This window comes from Sphingobium sp. JS3065 (assembly GCF_026427355.1).
Taxonomy (GTDB): Bacteria; Pseudomonadota; Alphaproteobacteria; order Sphingomonadales; family Sphingomonadaceae; genus Sphingobium.
In genome coordinates, this window is sequence record NZ_CP102664.1 from 2,555,106 (window position 1) to 2,572,379 (window position 17,274).

Here is a 17,274-nt window from a genome sequence, read left to right on the forward strand (position 1 = left end):
CTTCCATGCTTCGCCTCTGCTCAGCATGGCCCTTCGACTTCGCTCAGGGCGAACGGAAATTGAATGTCCGCCTTCCAACCCAGCCCGATCAATTCACCGGCGCCCGACGCCTGTAGCTCAGCGCCTCCGCCACATGCACGCGCCCGACCCGCTCGGCCCCGGCAAGATCGGCAATGGTCCGCGCCACCCGCAACACCCGCGTATAGCCCCGCGCCGACAGCTTCATCGCCGCCGCGGCCTGCGCCAGCAACTCACGCCCCGCCTGATCCGGCCCGGCGACATCCTCCAGCCGCTCGCCATCCACCTCCGCATTGGTCCGCACGCGCGTTCCCTCATAACGCCGCGTCTGCACATGCCGCGCCACCGCGACCCGCGCGGCAACCTCGGCCGAACCTTCGGCGGGGGGCGGCAACACCAGGTCCGCCGCCGTCACCGCCTGAACCTCGACATGCAGATCGATACGGTCCAGCAAAGGCCCCGACACCTTCGCCTGATAATCCGCCGCACAACGCGGCGCCCTTGAGCAAGCCAGCGCCGGATCGCCCAGATGCCCGCAACGGCACGGATTCATCGCCGCCACCAACTGCACCCGCGCCGGAAAGGTCACATGCGCATTGGCCCGCGCCACCGTAACCTCGCCCGACTCCAGCGGCTGTCGCAGCGAATCCAGCACAGTCCGCTGAAACTCCGGCAATTCGTCGAGGAACAGCACGCCCAGATGCGCCATGCTGACCTCGCCCGGCCGCGCCTTCTGCCCGCCGCCGACCAACGCCGCCATCGACGCGCTATGATGCGGATTGCGGAAAGGCCGGGACCGGCTGATCCGCCCGCCCTCCAGCGTTCCGGCAACGCTCGCCACCATGGAGGTTTCCAGCGCCTCACCCGGCGTCAGCTCGGGCAGGATGCCGGGCAGGCAACTCGCCATCAGCGACTTGCCCGCACCCGGCGGACCGATCATCAGCAGATTATGACCGCCCGCCGCCGCAATCTCCAGCGCCCGCTTGGCCGTCTACTGCCCCTTCACCTGGCGAAGGTCGGCGGTCCGCACCGGCGGTTCCACCTCGCCCGGCTGCGGGGGCGAAAGCGCGGCTGTCCCCTTGAAATGGTTGAGGATGGTCAACAGGTCCGGCGCGGCGACGACCTCGACCTGCCCCGCCCAGGCCGCCTCCGCGCCCTGCGCCACTGGACAGACGAGGCCCAATTCCCGCTCCCCGGCATGCAACGCCGCAAGCAGCACGCCGGGCGTCGGCGCGATGCGGCCGTCCAGCCCCAACTCCCCGACGACGACATAGCCCGCCAGCGTCTCGGCATCGATCACCCCCATCGCGCCCAGCAAGGCCAGCGCGATCGGCAGGTCGAAATGCGACCCTTCCTTGGGCAGATCGGCCGGCGACAGGTTCACCGTGATCCGCTTGGGCGGCAGCGAAAGGCCGATGGCGGCGATGGCGTTACGCACCCGTTCGCGGCTCTCGGCCACCGCCTTGTCAGGCAGGCCGACGACGATGAAATTGGGCAGCCCCGGAACAAGCTGGCACTGAACCTCTACGCCCCGCGCTTCCAGTCCCAGATAGGCGACCGTCGATACCGTCGAAACCAATTCCAAATCCCCCTGCGCCCATTCCGCCTACGCCGCCCTGTTCCTGCCTTCGCAGGAACAGGCAGCCATTTCAATCTCTTGGCATGGGAAGATAGAAGGCCGATCAGCCTTCTTCAGGCCGCCCCTTGAACCCCTGCGCCACGACATACCATTCGACGCTGCCCTTCCGGCTGGCTGGCGGCTTGGCATGCTTGATCGTCGTGAAATGCTTCTTGAGGATGGCGAGCAGGTCTGCATCCGTACCGCCCGCAAACACCTTGGCGACGAAGGTACCGCCCTTGCGCAGATTCTCGACAGCGAACATCGCCGCTGCCTCGACCAGACCCATGGTGCGCAGATGGTCCGTCGCCGCATGGCCGACCGTGTTCGCCGCCATGTCGGAAATCACCAGGTCCGGCGCATCGCCCAGAGCCTCCGCCAACAGGACGGGCGCCTTGTCGTCCATGAAGTCCATCTGGAACAGGGTGACGCCCGGAATCGGATCGGTGGGCAGCAGGTCGATGCCCACCACCTTCGCCTTGGGGCAAAGCTTGCGCACCACCTGCGCCCAGCCGCCGGGCGCCACGCCCAGGTCGACCACCGCCCGCGATCCCTTCACGAAGTGGAATTTCTCGTCCAGTTCGATCAGCTTGAAGGCGGCGCGGCTGCGCCACCCTTCCGCCTTGGCGCGGCGGACATAGGGGTCGTTCAACTGCCGTTCGAGCCAGCGGGTGGACTGCGCCGTCCGTCCCTTCGCCGTCTTGACGCGCACCTTGCCGGCGCCAGTGCCTCTCAAAGCCTACCCCTCACATCTTCACTCCGTCGCGGTCCATCAGACCGCGCAATATGCCTTCGCGAATGCCCCGGTCGGCCACGCCCAGTCGCTGCGCGGGCCAGATGTCGAGGATCGATTCCAATATGGCGCAGCCCGCCACGACCAGATCTGCCCGTTCCGTCCCGATGCAGGGCAGCTTCTGCCGCTCCGCCAAAGGCATGGAGGAAAGCCGCGCCGAAATCGATCGCATCGACGTCGACGGCACGATCAGCCCGTCTATCGCCTGCCGGTCATAGCGCGGCAGGTCAAGGTGCAGGCTGGCCAGCGTCGTCACCGTCCCCGATGTGCCGAGCAGACGAATATCCGCCCGCGAATCAGGCAGGCGCCGGGCAAGAGGCGCGAAAGCCTCCGCCACCCGCGCACGCATCCGCCCATAGGCCGACAGCCGGTCCATCGGATCGGCATGATCGAAAGGCTCGCTTTCGGTCAGCGACACGACGCCCCAGGGCGCGCTCACCCAATCGACGATATGCGGCGCACCTTCGCGATTGGCGTCCACCAGCACCAATTCGGTCGATCCGCCGCCAATGTCGAAGATCAACGCCGGGCCGTCGCCCGGCTCCAGCAGCGCATGGCAGCCCAGCACCGCCAGCCGCGCCTCTTCCTGCGCACTGATGATGTCCAGCGCGATGCCGGTTTCGCGATAGACGCGCTGGATGAAATCGGCGCCGTTGGACGCCCGGCGACAGGCTTCGGTCGCGACCGACCGGGCCAGGGTGACATGACGGCGGCGCAGCTTGTCGGCGCAGACCGACAGTGCCGAAATGGCCCGATCGATGGCTTCGTCGCTGATCCGGCCCGAAGCGGCAAGCCCCTCCCCCAACCGCACGATTCGGGAAAAGGCGTCGATGACGACGAAACCGTCAGCCGATGGCTTGGCGATCAGCAGGCGGCAATTATTGGTGCCAAGATCAATGGCCGCATAAGAACGGCGTCCGCGCAGCGGATGAGGCGAAAGGCCCCGCGATTTCAACGGGGGAGTGAGGGCCGCAGCCTTGCTCCCATTGCCCTGACCGGAACGGACCCCTTTGTCCGAAACGCCGCCGGCCGGGCCGGAACTCTGCGGCGATGGGCGGCTTTGCTGCACCATGGCCGTATCTCTTTTCTTCTTCGCCAGCGCCGAAAGGCGCCGGAACTTGCCCCAAGATTAGGCAAAGGAAAAAGAAAGCGCAAGAAGGCGCGGAAAAGCCCTCAGGTGATCGGCATCAGCGCGGCCACGATCCAGCGTTCCTCGGCACGCAATACGCCCCAGGCGCGGGCGGCGGCTCGGCTGTCCATGACTTCGACGCCAATGCCCCTCGCCTCCAGTTCGCGCACGAAGGGACGCGGCGGCTGGCGCAGGCCCGCGCCCGTGCCGACCAGCAGAAATTCGGGCAACGGATCAAGATCGAACAGATCGCCCAGGTCCGCCACCGTCAACGCATCGATGGCCGGCGCGCCTTGCCAGGCCAGCGCCCGCACCGGGGAGAGCAGCAGACCGTCGGGAAAGACATCGTCCCTGACCCGAAAGCCCCGCCCCTGAAAGCCAGTGACGATCGGCCCCTGCCCCGATTCATCGCGGCGCAGTTCGATGCCTGTCCCTTTGCCGTTCAGGGCCGCGCTCCATCATCGCGCGGTCCGGTGCGCTCGGCCTGGGCGGCGATATTTGCCCTGGCCGCCGCCTTCTTCTCGGCCGTGGCGGGCGACAGGCCCAAGGTGATCAGCAGCGAGGAGGACACATAGACCGACGAATAAGTGCCGACGATGATGCCCAGCATCATGGCCGCCGTGAAGCCGCGCAGCACATGGCCGCCCAGCAGCAGCAGCGCGCCCAACGCCAGCAGCACCGTGACGGAAGTCATGACCGTGCGCGGCAAGGTTTCGTTGACCGACAGGTCGATCAGCGCCTTCATGTCCATCTTGCGATATTTGCGCATATTTTCGCGGATGCGGTCGTCGATCACCATCTTGTCGTTGATCGAATAGCCCACGATCGTCAGTACGGCGGCGACGATGTTGAGGTCGAATTCCAACTGGGTGATGGCGAAAAAGCCCAGCGTCATCAGCACGTCGTGCATGATCGCGACAAAAGTCGAGATGCCGAACTGCCATTCATAGCGGAACCAGGAGAAGATCGCGATGCCGATCACCGCCAGCATCACCGCCAGAACGCCATTCTGGATCAGTTCGCCTGACACCTTGCCCGACACCGTGTCGTAGCGGGAGAAGGTGACGCCGGGAAATTCCGCCGTCATCGCCTTGCGCACCTTTTCGACGATGGCGTTGGATGCGCCCGCGCCGCCCTGCTCAGGCAGGGGCAGGCGGATCTGCACCGTCCTGGGATCGCCGAATTGCTGGAGCGAGCCATCGCCCACGCCCAGCCGGTCGATCACCGCGCGCACCTTGTCGGTTTGCGGCGGAGCCGAGAACTTCGCCTCGATCATCAGACCGCCGACGAAATCGACGCCCAGGTTCAGCCCCTTGTAAAAGGTGGCGCCGACCGCCAGCACCGTCAGCAGCGCCGTCAGGCCGAAGGCCCAATGGCGCAGCTTGACGAAGCCGAGATTCGTATTGTCGGGGACGAGCTTAAGCAGTTTCATGAGATTACCCTAACCCGTTCGGGCTGAGCGAAGTCAAAGCCCGGCGCAGAGCGAAGCGAAGTGGCTTCGCCTGCGGCTCAGCCAGGCCCTTCGACAAGCTCAGGGCGAACGGAAACGAGGTGGACGCCCCCATCATATGTGGATTTCGGTCGGGCGCTTGGCGCGGACCCAGTAGGAAACCAGCAGGCGCGTGAAGGTGACGGCGGTGAACACGCTGGTCGCGATGCCGATCAGCAGCACGATGGCAAAGCCCTTCACCGGACCCGACCCAAGAGCGAGCATGATCCCGCCCGCGATGGCGTGGGTCACATTCGCCTCGAAAATGGTGCGGCTGGCTTCTTTATAGCCATGTTCGATCGATTGGATCACGTTCCGGCCACGGCGGCGTTCCTCGCGGATACGCTCATAGATCAGCACGTTCGCGTCGACCGCAGTACCTATGGTCAGCACGAAACCGGCGATGCCGGGCAAGGTCAGCGTCGCGCCCAATATGCCCATCACGCCCAGGATCACCAGCACGTTGATGGCGACCGCGATGTTGGCATAGATGCCGAAACGGCCGTAGCTGAGGAACATGAAGGCCGCGACGGCCACGACCGCGATGATCGATGCGGTAAGCCCCGCCTTGATCGAATCGGCGCCGAGCTGCGGCCCGACCGTGCGTTCCTCGACAACCGTCAGATCGACCGGCAGCTTGCCCGACCGCAGCGCGATGGCGAGCTGATTGGCGCTTTCCACGGTGAAACTGCCACTGATCTGGGCGCTGCCGCCCAGAATCGGCTCGTTGATGTTCGGCGCCGACAACACCTTTCCGTCCAGGATGATGGCGAACGGCCGGTTGACATTCTGCGACGTCACCTGGCCGAATTTGCGCCCGCCCGCCCCGTTGAAGCGGATGTTGACGATCGGCTCGTTGCCCTGCTGGTCATAGCCCTGGGTCGCGTCGGTCAGGTCTTCGCCCGACACCATGACCTGCCGGTAGACGGCGATCACCGGCGGCCCGGCTGGATTGGTCGGATAGGGCAGCACCTCGCTGCCCACCGGTGCGCGGCCCTGCGCCACCTCGGATGGATTGGCGTTGACGTCGACCAGCTTGAATTCCAGCTTCGCGGTCTGGCCCAGCAGATCCTTCAGCGCCTGGGGATTTTGAAGCCCCGGCACCTGCACGACGATGCGGTTGTCGCCCTGCTGTTGGATGGTCGGCTCTCGCGTGCCCATTTCGTCGATGCGCTTGCGGATGACCTCGGTCGCGACTTCCATCGCGCCCTTCACCGCATTGTCGATGCCTGCCTTGGTCGGGGTGATGACGATGGTGGAGCTGTTCACCACCTCGACATTGAAATCGCGCTGGCCGGTCAGGCCCGCTCCCTGGGTCAGCGGCCGGATGCGTTCGACTGCGGCATCGACCTCCGACGGATTGCGGATCATGAAGCTGAGCTTCCCGTCGCGGCTGGAAATATCCCCGATCGCGATCTTGGTGTCGCCGCGGCGCAGTTCCGTGCGGACCTGCTCCTCCATATTGGCGATCCGCTGCTTGGCCACGTCCTGGGTCGAGGCTTCCAGCAGCAAATGGCTGCCGCCTGACAGGTCGAGGCCCAGATTCACGCGGGTCTGCATGAATTTGGGCATGTGCTCGACCATGCGGTCCGGCAGGAAGCTCGGCACGGCGCAGGCGATGCCGATCAGCAGCGGCAGCAGGATCGCGGCGACCGCCCAGCGAGGGAAGTTCAGCATCGGGCCACTCAGTCGTTCGCGGGCTTGGCGGTCGCGGGGTCGATCACGTCGGTCAGAGTCGACTTCACCGCCTTGACCTTCATGTTCGGGGCCAGTTCGACTTCGGCGTAGAATTCGTCGACGCGGACCACCTTGCCCACCAGACCGCCGCCGGTCACGACCTGATCGCCCTTCTTCACAGCGTCGATCTTGGCCTTATGTTGCTTCATCTTCTTTTGCTGCGGACGGATCAGCAGGAAATAGAAGACGACGAAGATGAGGACCAGCGGGGCCATCTGAACCAGCATCGAGGCGCCGGACGATTCCCCGCCCGCAGTCTGGGCAAAGGCTGAAGATATGAACATGCTTGGGACTTTCGCCTTTTTGTCTTGTCCAGCAGACGCGAAGCGCCTGCAAACCAAGGGGGCGCGGCTAACACAGATGGGCCGGGGGAGGCAACATGATTAGGGTTTCGGGCGAAAGCGCAAAAAGCGTTCATCGACGGGGTTGCATAAAGTGCAAACTGCTTCTAATTGCGCCGCTCCGGTCGGGACGTAGCGCAGCCTGGTAGCGCATCACACTGGGGGTGTGGGGGTCGGAGGTTCGAATCCTCTCGTCCCGACCAATATTTCTAGCTTTTACAAGCACTTAGCGGGCAGCGAAAGCTGCCCGTTTTGCTTTGCGCGCTTCGTGTAAGAGGCTTGTAAGAGTTGCCCGTGAATCGCCGCATTCATATGCTTGCTCCCATGTCCCATCGCGCTCCCATGCCCGCAGGGCAGCGACGACCGCCACCATGTCCCGCCGGTCCAGCGCACCGCTTTGGATACCGGGCAGCACCTCGCGCTCAACCCATGCGTCAAACGACCCGAACAGAAGCGTGAACGGCGATGGTCTCGGCTTCTCCGCTTCCTCTAATCACTACGAATACATCTGCAAAATCTGGACTTCTGACCCAGATCGATTCAGCATCAATCCGATCCACCAGATGCCGGGACTAAACAACTAGCGCCAGGCGGGCGCCTGCGAGTCCACTATGCTCGCGCGCCGGAAACCCGGTCGTGCGCACGCCCTCTCGAGGTAAGCGCGGACGTGCGGTCCGAAATTGCCGCCGAGGCCAACAACGCGGTCTGCGAGATACAATGCGTAGCCGATCGCGATGTCGGCGATCGTGAACCGCCCGGCGCAGAGCCACTCCCGATCCGCCAGCGCTGACTCGACAGCCTTGAGCCGGCCACTGAACCACCTTTCGTAATCCGCCGCCGGCTGTTCAGCTCGGTTTTCAGGCGCTTCGAGCTGCCGGTATCTCAAGACGATGGTTTGCGGGAAGGTCAGCGTTGCGTCGCTGTAGAACAACCAATTCAGGAACAACGGATAGTCTCCTTCATCCGGAGATACCGCCAGCGGCGTCGGACCATAGCGCGTAGCCAAGTATAGGCAGATCGCAGTCGACTCCGTCATCCGGACCTCGCCGTCCACCAAAAACGGTATGGTGCCGATAGGATTGATGGCCAGATACTCCCTCGCAAGGGCTCTGGGCGGGAAGGGAAGCAGGACCGGCTCATACGGGACCCCCATCTCCTCCAGAGTCCAAAGCGGGCGCAGGGAACGCGCCTCCCGGCAATGATAGAGCTTAAGCATGAACAGCCTTTCAGCACTCCCCGAGATCAGCGATCATTGCCTCGCGCAGCAGGTATTTCTGGACCTTGCCGGAAACGGTCATCGGGAAGGATTCTACGAAGCGGACATAACGCGGAACCTTATAGTGGGCGATCTGCCCGCGGCAGAAGGCGATGATTTCGTCGGCATCCGCCGACGCTCCGACGCGGAGCTTGACGCAGGCGAGAACCTCCTCGCCGAACTTCGCATCGGGCACGCCGATCACCTGCACGTCCTCGACCGATGGGTGGGTGTAGATGAACTCCTCGATCTCGCGCGGGTAGATGTTCTCGCCTCCGCGAATGATCATGTCCTTGATGCGTCCAACAATGCGGCCGTACCCGGCCTCATCGATGACGGCGAGGTCGCCGGTGTGCATCCAGCCGTCGCGGACAGCGTCGGCGGTTTTGTCAGCGTCGTCCCAGTAGCCGAGCATGACCGAGTAACCGCGCGTGCACAGCTCGCCCGGCTGGCCCCGCGGCACGGTCTCGCCCGTGCCCGGGTGGACGATCTTCACCTCGAGGTGCGGTTGGACGCGTCCGATCGTGCCGACCCGCCGCTCGATGGAGTCATCTAGCGCCGTCTGGAAGCTGACCGGGCTGGTCTCAGTCATGCCGTAAGCAATTCCGATGTCGCGCATGTGCATGCGGGTCATGACCTTGCGCATCACCTCGACCGGGCATGGCGAGCCGGCCATGAGGCCGGTGCGCAGGCTCGACAGGTCGAAGCGGCCGAACTCGGGATGCTCGAGCGCGGCGATGAACATGGTCGGCACGCCGTGCAGCGCCGTGCAGCGCTCGGTCTCGACCGCCTCGAGGACGGCGAGCGGCTCGAAGCCCGCCGACGGATAGACCATCGTCGCTCCGTGTACCAGGCAGGCCAGGTTGCTCATCACCATCCCGAAGCAATGATAGAGCGGCACCGGGATGCACAGCCGATCGCCCTCTCCCAACCCCATACCAAGGCCGACAAAATAGGCATTGTTGAGCACATTGCGGTGCGACAGCGTCGCGCCCTTGGGCGAACCGGTGGTCCCGCTGGTGAACTGGATGTTGATGGGATCGTCCGGCTGAAGGCCCGCGGTGATGGTGGCGAGTTCCCGCTCTGATGCGTCCTTCCGCAGCGCAGCGACCTCGTCGAACTCGAGCCAACCAGGGCGCCGGTCGCCGCCGATCTTGATGATATGGGACAGTGCCGGCAGACTGTCTGACCGGACCTCGCTCGGCGAGCCTGCGCCCGTTGGGATCAGCGTCTCCACCATCGCGACATAGTCGCTCGTCTTGAACGAGGCTGCGCAAATAAGCGCCTTCACCCCAACTTTCCGCAGCGTGTATTCAAGCTCGGATGCGCGGTAGGCCGGGTTGATGTTGACCTGGATCATGCCCGCGCGCGCAGTGGCGAACTGAGCGATGGTCCACTCAGCGCAATTCGGCGCCCAAACCCCGACCCGGTCGCCGGGACGAAGTCCGAGCGCCAGCAGCCCCGCCGCAAATGCATCGGCCGCCGCCTTGAGCCCAGCCCAGGTGAGGCGGACGTTCTGGTGGCGCGATACCAGCGCCTCGGCCGCGGGCCAGCGCTGTGCCGCCAGTTCCAGCGCGGCGCCGATCGTGTGGTCGATCAGCGGCGGCTCAGTGGCGCCGACGACGTGGCTGAGTTGCTCTACCTTCATCCAATTGACACCTATCCCCTGAGGTCGTTGAGCTCTCATCGAGAGCTCTGAAAGTTATGGCGGCGCGCTTACCGTTTTGACAAGTGCGCCGCCACCATTTTGGAGGTCTCCTTATTCCCCCGGGCGCTGCGACCAAATTGCTACCCGGGAAAACGTACCTCCGGTAATCATAGAAGCTCACGTCCAAGGTCTTCGCTGCGATCGGGGCTGGCCGGGATCAGCCCCAGCACCCCGCTTCCATTGGTCGTTTCATACCGCATCTCGATCGTTTCGTGCGTGAGGCGCGCACCAGCGGTCAGCCGCAGTTTGTCCGTGAGCCGATAGGTGCCCTGCCCATAGGCGGCATAGCTGCCCAGCTGCTGTTGCCAGAAACTGTCCGATCCCAGGAACGTCGTGAATCCGGGAGGGGGCGATTGTCCGAGCGTGGCCGCCAACAGGGCATCCTCCCGGACGCGCGCCTTCAGGAAGAACAGTCCGGCCTGATATTCGAAAGCACCTCCGGTCGGCGACGTCAGGCGAAGCTCATCGGAAAACTGCTTCGTCGTGATACCTCCGCCAAAAAACAGGACAAGCGGAAGCGGGCTATAGTCGGCATCGAATGCCTGCGATGTTTTGAAACCGCGATAAGCCGCGATGCTCGTAAGGCTCAGGCCACTGTCGAATTGGTACGATATCTTCAGGCGGCCGCCCCCGACCTTCAGATCATAGAAGGTCAGCCCATCATACGCACTCTTCGAATTATCCACGCCAGGGTTGATCATCACGGATACTCTAAGCGGTCATTGCCGCTCTCGCGAGCAGTTCCTCGAGGCGCTCAACAACGGCGGCCGTCGCTTTGGCGGCAGCCGGCACGAGCGCGGACAGATTGGGGAATCCATGCGTCAGATGCTCGAACTCGACGAGATCGACCACCACCCCCGCCTCCCGCAGCCGATCGGCATAGGCGACAGCCTCGTCGCGCAGCGGATCGACGGTCAGCACGACGACCACAGCCGGAGGCAAGCTGTCGAGGCGTTCCGCGGCAAGCGGTGAAATGCGCGGGTCGGCGCGATCATGGCCGCCGCAATAACTTCCCATCATCTGCGGGAAAGTCTCGGTGCGCAGGCTCGGATCCGCGTTGGCGAGGCGAGACGGATAGGCATCCGCTTCGCTGCGAAGATCGACGGCGGGATAGAAGAGCAACTGAGCGTCGAAGTTCTTGCTGGCGCCGCTGCGCAGCTCCAGGGCGATGGCGGCGGCAAGATTGCCGCCCGCACTCTCGCCTCCGATGACGACCGGGTGAGCCGCGCCGCCGAGTTCGCCGACATGATCGAGGACCCATCGGGCGGCGGCGAGCGAGTCCTCGAAGCCTGCCGGGAATGGATGCTCAGGCGCCAGCCGATACCCGCTCGCGACCACGACCATCGAGAGGTCGCGCGTCAGGCGCCGGGCAAGTGGTTCGATAAAATCGATGCTGCCCATTGCCCAACCACCACCATGAAGGAGGTGCAAAGTGCCCCTGGGCGTGCCCGCCGGACGGAAGATGCGGATCGGCACGCTGCCAGCGAGGCTTGGGAGATCGTTGTTCTCAACATGGCCGATCTCAATTGGTCCCTCCGGCCCATGGAAAAGGGATGTCATGGACAATGTTTGTTTTCTCAACGCTGGAAAGTCGATCTCCCCGGAAGGGATCGGCAGCTGGTCAAGAATTTGCTGGAGTGCTGGATCGAGCGCCATAAAGTTAGTTTCCTTTAGTTGCAGCCGGTTTTGCCGACGAGCGCAAGATCCACTCATGCGCGGGGTCATTGGCGAACACCCAGCTTCGGCGAGGTCCTGCCATCACATTCAGATAGTAGAGATCGTAGCCATGTGGCGCGCCGACCGGGTGGTAGCCACGCGGCACCATGACGACGTCGCCGTCCTCGACTGATATCGTCTCGTCTATCGAGCGATCGTCGGTGTAGACGCGCTGGAATGCGAAGCCCTGCCGCGGCGACAGCCGGTGGTAGTAGGTCTCCTCGAGGAAGGTCTCTTCGGGATAGGCGTCGCGATCATGCTTGTGCGGCGGGTAGCTCGACCAGTGACCGCCGGGCGTGATCACCTCGACCACAAGCAGGCTCTCGGCTTCCGCCTTGTCGTCAAGAATATTGCGTACGAAGCGCGTATTTGTGCCCTGCCCCCGCGTTTCGAGGCCGACATCCTCCGGCCGGATCACGCGAAGCTGGCCCTTGCCCGTAGCGGGTGCGGTGCAGATAGCGATCTCGGCAACGCCGACAGTCTCGATCCGGTAGCGCGTTCCAGCCGGCACATAGACCGAGGTAGGCGGACCGTCGAAGACGCCCGCGCGCGCACCCAGGCCGACGAAGTGCTCCTTGCCGCCGGTTACGCTGATCGTACCCGAAAGGATGACGAGGCAAGCCTCTCGGCCCGGCTCGTTACCCTCGTAAACCCGGCCGGGAGCCAGCCGGACGACGCGAAAACCGACATAGTTCCAGCCGGCGCTTTCGGGCGTGATGTCGAGCACGACGCCGCTTGCGTCGGGCGTTTTACTGCGGACGCGCAGGCTCATGCCACCAGCTCGGCATCGCGGGCGAGACGCTTTAGCGTGTCCAACCCGAGCTGCTGGTAGGAGCGAGGGTTCGCGACCGCAGGGTCCTGCTCCGCCTCGATCACGATCCAGCCCGTATAGTCGATCCGGGCAAGCTCGCGCATGAACGGTGCAAAGTCGTAGTCGCCATCTCCCGGTGTCGTGAACATGCCGCCAACCACTCCATCGAGAAAGCTGGTGCCGTCGGCGAGGAACGCCTTGTACCGGGCGGCGCGCACGTCCTTGCAGTGGACGTGGTTGATGCGTTCGGGCCGCTCGTGCGCGACCGTGACTGGGTCGATCCCGCCGTAAAGTGCGTGGCCGGTGTCGAGCACCAACCCGACATGGTCGCCGGTCACCTCGAAGAAGCGGCGGAGATCGGCATCGGTTTCGACAACGGTGCCGAGATGGTGGTGATAGGCGAAGCGCATGCCCCTTTCGTTGACATAGGCCGCGACCGCATCCAGCCGCTCGCCGAAACGCACCCATGCATCGTCGGCTAGCTGCGGATGCGTGTCGAGCCGGCTTGATCGGTCGCCGTGCACCGCGTTCGAGGTTTCGGCGAGGATGAAGACACTCGACCCCATGGCTTCGAGTAGCGCCAAATGATCCACCATTGCTTCCATCTCGCCATCGGCGGCGCGGACCAGCAGGTTCGACGAGTACCAGCCGCCGACGACGTCGAGGCCGTAACCCGCCATGATCGGCTTCAGCGTGGCGGGATCGCGGGGAAACTTGTTGCCGAGCTCGACACCGTTGAAGCCGATCTCCTTTACATCGGTCAGCAGCTCGTCCAGAGTCGTATCGCCGCCCAGTTCAGGCAGATCGTCATTAGCCCAGGCGATCGGGCTGGCGCCCCAGCGGATCGTCATCGAGATTGTCCCTTTTTCATCTTTTCATAAGTTGCACGGGCAGCAGCGCCCTCGCTGCGGATGGATATTTCCGGCACCGCCACGTCCCACCAGTGGCCACCTTCTTTGGTCGTGATCATCGGATCGGTGTCGATCACGATGACATAGCTCGTCGTCGAGGCTGCCGCGCGGGCGAGCGCCTTTTCCAGTTCGGCGATGCCGGTGACTTTCTCGGCTTCGGCACCAAGGCTGCGGGCGTGGGCGGCGAAGTCGATCGCAGGCAGCTTATCGTGCCGCGTATCAGCGAGCAGGTTGTTGAATGGCCGTCCACCAGTCGCCTGCTGCAACCGGTTGATGCAGCCATAGCCGCGATTGTCGAGCAACACGACGACGATCTTGGCGCCCAGCATCACCGAGGTGGCGAGCTCCGAATTGAGCATGAGGTAGCTGCCATCGCCGACCATGACGAACACGTCGCGATCCGGGCTAGCCATTTTGACGCCGAGTCCGCCGGCGATTTCGTATCCCATGCACGAATAGCCGTATTCGACGTGGTAGCCGCCAGGCGCCTTCGCGCGCCACAGCTTGTGCAACTCGCCCGGCAGTCCGCCGGCCGCGCAGACAACCACCGCATCGTCCGCCGCCTGCCGCCACACCGCGCCGATCACCTGCGCATCGGACGGAAGCTCGCCGCCTGGTGCCGTCGCGACGTCGAAGGCCCGGTTCCACTCTGCAACCGCCGCTGCATTGGCTTCCTGCCATGCCTTCGGAGCCTGCCAGCCCGCCAGCGTCTGTGCCAGCGCAGCCACAACCGTGCGGGCATCGCCCACGACGCATTGTGCCCCATGCTTGGCTGCATCGCCCGGGGCGACATTGACCTGGAACAATGTCCCGTCGAAGAGCGTGCGCGAACCGGTGGTGAAGTCCTGCAGACGGGTGCCGATGCCAATGACGAGATCGGCTTCGCGCGCTGCGCGATTGGCGGCGCTCGTGCCAGTCACGCCGATCGCACCGAGTGCCTGCGGGTGATCCCAGGCGAGCGCGCCCTTCCCTGCCTGGGTCTCGGCGACCGGTATGCCCGCCTGACCCGCCAACGACGCCAACACCGCCTCGGCGCGCGAATAGAGCACGCCCCCGCCGGCAACTATCAGCGGGCGCTGGGCGGAACGGAGCGCCTCAACGACTGCGTCGAACTCCGCCTCATCAGGCCGTACACGCCGCTGCCGCCATAGTCGCGGTTCGAAGAAGCTCACCGGATAGTCAAACGCCTCTGCTTGAACGTCCTGGCAGAGGGCGAGCGTGACCGGGCCGCAGGTGGCCGGGTCAGTCAGAACGGCCATGGCACGCGGCGCAGCATCGAGAATCTGCTCGGGCCGGATGATGCGGTCGAAGTAGCGGCTTATAGGCCGAAAGCAGTCGTTAGCGCTCACCGTTGCATCACCGAAGTCCTCGATCTGCTGGAGGACCGGATCAGGCCGCCGGCTGGCATAGACGTCGCCGGGCAGGAACAGCACCGGTAGCCGGTTGACGTGGGCCAGCGCCGCGGCGGTGACCATGTTCGTCGCGCCAGGTCCGATCGAGCTTGTGCAAGCCATGGCGCGCTCGCGGCGATTGGCCTTGGCAAAGGCTATTGCTGCATGCGCCATACCCTGCTCGTTGTGGGCACGGTAAGTCGGCATCGTGTCGGACATGCCCGCGAGTGCCTCGCCCAGCCCCGCGACGTTGCCGTGGCCAAAGATCGCCCAGACACCGGCGAAATAGGGCAGCTCCTTGCCGTCGATCTCGACGCGCTGCGCCGCCATCCAGCGGACGAGCGCCTGCGCTGTGGTCAGCCGGATGGTTCGCACGCTCATGCCGCCTGCTCCCGGCGCGCCGCGCGCCATCCGCAGACAAGCACGGCGAAGTTGCCCGCCATCTCGCCGACCGCCGCCTCGTCGTCGATCTCGCCCTTCAGCCAGCGCGCCGCCGGCTCGGACCAGATGGTTCGCCCGACCGCGAAGCCCTTGACAAGAGCGCTTGCGGCGGCGGCGGCGAAGCTCTCCAGCAGTTCGGTTTCGGAAGCCGCGAGGCCAAGGAGCACAATACCGCGGCAATGCGGGTCGCGCGCCTCGATTACCCGCTCGATAGCCGCCCACGCACCAGGCTCGGCAGCGGGCTCGAGTTTCCACCAGTCCGGATACACCCCGAGATCATAGATGTGCTCAACGACACGCGCCACCGTGTCGGTGGCGATTGGCCCATGCTTCGAGGCGATGATCTCGAGCAGTAGCTCGTGGCGCGTGTGCCGACAGGCCTCGAACAGCCGGAGGATCTGGCGGTCCTGCTGCGCCCGCAGATCGGCCGGATCGTCGGGGTGGTAGAAGACGAGGCATTTGACGACGTGATCGAGCGGCCAGTCGGCGAGGATCGTCGCCGCCTCGAACCCGCCTTCGAACGTCAGCGGCCGCGACCCGGGCTGCTCAATCGGGCGTCCGATCCAGTAGCGCGTGTCGACCGCCCCCTCCAGCGCACGCATGCCGTAGCGCCCATCCGCCAGCAGCCCGAAGCCCGGGTTGTCGCTCGCCACGCGTTCGAGCGCCTTTAGCGCCAACTCCTTGAAGCGGGGCACCCGGTCGAGATTCGCCGTACCGAGCGTGGACACAAGGTCGTCGAACTGGCTGCGGTGATCGATTGCGAGCACTGTCATTTCGTCGTAGTTCGGATGGCGGTTCGTCGCCCAATGTATATGTTCGAGGGTCGTACTATCCCGCAGCCGGCGCGGCCAGTCGCTGCGCGACAGGAAGCACTGAAGTTCGTCCCAGCTTGGCTGTGCGGGCGCGCAGCCGTGCCGTGACACGACCATGGCGCCGCACGCATTGGCATATGTGCAGCAAAGCTCGATCGGCTCGTCGCGTAGCCAACCGCGCAGGAAGCCAGCCATGAACGCGTCGCCCGCCCCGAGCACGTTGAACACCTCGATCTTGAAGCCTTGGCCTACGACCCCTTCGTTGAGGCTGTCCGGCACCGCGCCGGGGAAGGCGACACAGCCATCGGCTCCGCGCTTGCACACCAGTAGCGCGTTGCTCGCGGCGCGGATCGTGCGGAGCGCCGCGACCGTGTCAGTCGTGCCGCCGAGAATATGGATCTCCTCCTCGGTACCGACGATGAGATCGCACAGCGGAAGGACGCTCTGGAGTTCGGCGGTGACCGCTGCGCTCGCGACAAAGCGATCCTCGCCGTTCTCCTTGGACGCCAATCCCCACAGAACCGGGCGAAAGTCGATATCGAATATGACCCGGCCACCGGCTGCCTTCATTGCCCGTGCCGCCTTGAGACTTGCAGCATAAACATCAGGGCGTGACAGATGGGTGCCATTGATGAGCAGCGCGCCGGCAGATGCGACGAGTCCCGGGTCGATGTCGGCTTCACATAGCGCCATGTCGGCGCAGTTCTCGCGGTAGAAGATCAAAGGAAAGCTGTCGGCATCACGAATTCCCAGGAGCACCAGCGCCGTCAGCCGCTCGGGATCGCTGATCACGCCTGATACGTCCACGCCCTCGCGGAGCAACTCTTCGCGGATGAAGCGGCCCATGTGGTCAGAGCCGACACGCGTTATAAGCCCTGACTTGAGGCCGAGGCGCGCGACCCCGACCGCCGTGTTGGTAGGGCTGCCTCCGATATATTTCGCGAATGACCGCATGCGCTCGAGCCGACCGCCGACCTGCTCGCCATACAGATCGACGCTCGACCGGCCGAGCGTGATCAGATCGAGCACATGTTCCTGGCCATGCTTGCTGGTCACTTCAGTTCCTTCTTCATATCCGCCCCTCTGATTCTGCGTGGCCGCTCG

Annotated in this window: 14 protein-coding genes, 1 tRNA gene and 1 pseudogene; 1 reads left to right on the forward strand and 15 read right to left on the reverse strand. The window is 64.4% G+C overall.

Annotated features, from left to right (window positions below; translation table 11 throughout):
* Positions 1-88: 88 nt before the first annotated feature.
* The 7 genes and pseudogenes from NUH86_RS12520 to yajC all read right to left on the reverse strand — a co-directional run bounded on the left by NUH86_RS12520 (position 89) and on the right by yajC (position 7,068).
* Positions 89-1,597: pseudogene (locus NUH86_RS12520) on the reverse strand (YifB family Mg chelatase-like AAA ATPase).
* Between the two features lie 103 nt (positions 1,598-1,700).
* Complete coding sequence (locus NUH86_RS12525) at positions 1,701-2,372, reverse strand: RlmE family RNA methyltransferase (protein ID WP_013847772.1); 672 nt, start codon at positions 2,370-2,372, stop codon at positions 1,701-1,703.
* A gap of 10 nt (positions 2,373-2,382) precedes the next feature.
* Positions 2,383-3,501 carry a Ppx/GppA phosphatase family protein gene (locus tag NUH86_RS12530; RefSeq protein WP_267249811.1) on the reverse strand — a complete coding sequence of 373 codons (1,119 nt, stop codon included), beginning with the start codon at positions 3,499-3,501 and terminating at the stop codon, positions 2,383-2,385.
* A gap of 101 nt (positions 3,502-3,602) precedes the next feature.
* Positions 3,603-3,947: an MTH938/NDUFAF3 family protein gene (locus tag NUH86_RS12535; protein WP_323749021.1), complete on the reverse strand. Its 345-nt coding sequence runs from the start codon at positions 3,945-3,947 to the stop codon at positions 3,603-3,605.
* A gap of 53 nt (positions 3,948-4,000) precedes the next feature.
* The gene (gene secF, locus NUH86_RS12540) at positions 4,001-4,990 is read right to left on the reverse strand and encodes a protein translocase subunit SecF (RefSeq protein ID WP_267249812.1); all 990 of its coding nucleotides are present in this window, start codon (positions 4,988-4,990) and stop codon (positions 4,001-4,003) included.
* 132 nt (positions 4,991-5,122) lie between these two features.
* The gene (gene secD, locus NUH86_RS12545) at positions 5,123-6,724 is read right to left on the reverse strand and encodes a protein translocase subunit SecD (protein WP_267249813.1); all 1,602 of its coding nucleotides are present in this window, start codon (positions 6,722-6,724) and stop codon (positions 5,123-5,125) included.
* 8 nt (positions 6,725-6,732) lie between these two features.
* Positions 6,733-7,068, reverse strand: coding sequence for a preprotein translocase subunit YajC (gene yajC / locus NUH86_RS12550; protein ID WP_267249814.1), 336 nt, complete (start codon positions 7,066-7,068; stop codon positions 6,733-6,735).
* Between the two features lie 183 nt (positions 7,069-7,251).
* Between yajC and NUH86_RS12555 the strand changes: the two genes are divergently transcribed.
* A tRNA-Pro gene (locus NUH86_RS12555) sits at positions 7,252-7,328 on the forward strand.
* A 377-nt stretch (positions 7,329-7,705) separates the two neighbouring features.
* On the opposite strand, the gene NUH86_RS12560 is transcribed toward NUH86_RS12555, so the two are convergent.
* The 8 genes from NUH86_RS12560 to NUH86_RS12595 all read right to left on the reverse strand — a co-directional run bounded on the left by NUH86_RS12560 (position 7,706) and on the right by NUH86_RS12595 (position 17,226).
* Positions 7,706-8,341 carry a glutathione S-transferase family protein gene (locus tag NUH86_RS12560; RefSeq protein ID WP_267249815.1) on the reverse strand — a complete coding sequence of 212 codons (636 nt, stop codon included), beginning with the start codon at positions 8,339-8,341 and terminating at the stop codon, positions 7,706-7,708.
* Between the two features lie 10 nt (positions 8,342-8,351).
* On the reverse strand, positions 8,352-10,028 hold the full coding sequence (locus NUH86_RS12565; RefSeq protein WP_267249816.1) for an AMP-binding protein: 1,677 nt from the start codon (positions 10,026-10,028) through the stop codon (positions 8,352-8,354).
* A gap of 167 nt (positions 10,029-10,195) precedes the next feature.
* Entirely contained in the window at positions 10,196-10,789 is a 594-nt protein-coding gene (locus NUH86_RS12570; RefSeq protein WP_267249817.1) for a TonB-dependent receptor, read from the reverse strand.
* 10 nt (positions 10,790-10,799) lie between these two features.
* Positions 10,800-11,813, reverse strand: a complete 1,014-nt coding sequence (locus NUH86_RS12575; protein ID WP_267249818.1) for an alpha/beta hydrolase — start codon at positions 11,811-11,813, stop codon at positions 10,800-10,802.
* The gene (gene iolB, locus NUH86_RS12580) at positions 11,749-12,576 is read right to left on the reverse strand and encodes a 5-deoxy-glucuronate isomerase (protein WP_267249819.1); all 828 of its coding nucleotides are present in this window, start codon (positions 12,574-12,576) and stop codon (positions 11,749-11,751) included. The genes NUH86_RS12575 and iolB overlap by 65 nt, the downstream gene beginning before the upstream one ends.
* Positions 12,573-13,466, reverse strand: coding sequence for a myo-inosose-2 dehydratase (gene iolE / locus NUH86_RS12585; protein WP_267249820.1), 894 nt, complete (start codon positions 13,464-13,466; stop codon positions 12,573-12,575). Before iolE ends, iolB begins: the two co-directional genes overlap by 4 nt.
* Complete coding sequence (iolD, locus tag NUH86_RS12590) at positions 13,463-15,298, reverse strand: 3D-(3,5/4)-trihydroxycyclohexane-1,2-dione acylhydrolase (decyclizing) (protein ID WP_267249821.1); 1,836 nt, start codon at positions 15,296-15,298, stop codon at positions 13,463-13,465. The genes iolE and iolD overlap by 4 nt, the downstream gene beginning before the upstream one ends.
* The gene (locus tag NUH86_RS12595) at positions 15,295-17,226 is read right to left on the reverse strand and encodes a bifunctional 5-dehydro-2-deoxygluconokinase/5-dehydro-2-deoxyphosphogluconate aldolase (RefSeq protein WP_267249822.1); all 1,932 of its coding nucleotides are present in this window, start codon (positions 17,224-17,226) and stop codon (positions 15,295-15,297) included. Before NUH86_RS12595 ends, iolD begins: the two co-directional genes overlap by 4 nt.
* Positions 17,227-17,274: the final 48 nt, after the last annotated feature.

Coding starts and splice junctions, on each gene's coding strand:
- NUH86_RS12530 (WP_267249811.1), bottom strand. CDS start 3,501: ATGGTGCAGCAAAGCCGCCCATCGCCGCAGAGTTCCGGCCCGGCCGGC.
- secF (WP_267249812.1), bottom strand. CDS start 4,990: ATGAAACTGCTTAAGCTCGTCCCCGACAATACGAATCTCGGCTTCGTC.
- secD (WP_267249813.1), bottom strand. CDS start 6,724: ATGCTGAACTTCCCTCGCTGGGCGGTCGCCGCGATCCTGCTGCCGCTG.
- yajC (WP_267249814.1), bottom strand. CDS start 7,068: ATGTTCATATCTTCAGCCTTTGCCCAGACTGCGGGCGGGGAATCGTCC.
- NUH86_RS12560 (WP_267249815.1), bottom strand. CDS start 8,341: ATGCTTAAGCTCTATCATTGCCGGGAGGCGCGTTCCCTGCGCCCGCTT.
- NUH86_RS12565 (WP_267249816.1), bottom strand. CDS start 10,028: ATGAAGGTAGAGCAACTCAGCCACGTCGTCGGCGCCACTGAGCCGCCG.
- NUH86_RS12570 (WP_267249817.1), bottom strand. CDS start 10,789: ATGATCAACCCTGGCGTGGATAATTCGAAGAGTGCGTATGATGGGCTG.
- NUH86_RS12575 (WP_267249818.1), bottom strand. CDS start 11,813: ATGACCCCGCGCATGAGTGGATCTTGCGCTCGTCGGCAAAACCGGCTG.
- iolB (WP_267249819.1), bottom strand. CDS start 12,576: ATGAGCCTGCGCGTCCGCAGTAAAACGCCCGACGCAAGCGGCGTCGTG.
- iolE (WP_267249820.1), bottom strand. CDS start 13,466: ATGACGATCCGCTGGGGCGCCAGCCCGATCGCCTGGGCTAATGACGAT.
- iolD (WP_267249821.1), bottom strand. CDS start 15,298: ATGAGCGTGCGAACCATCCGGCTGACCACAGCGCAGGCGCTCGTCCGC.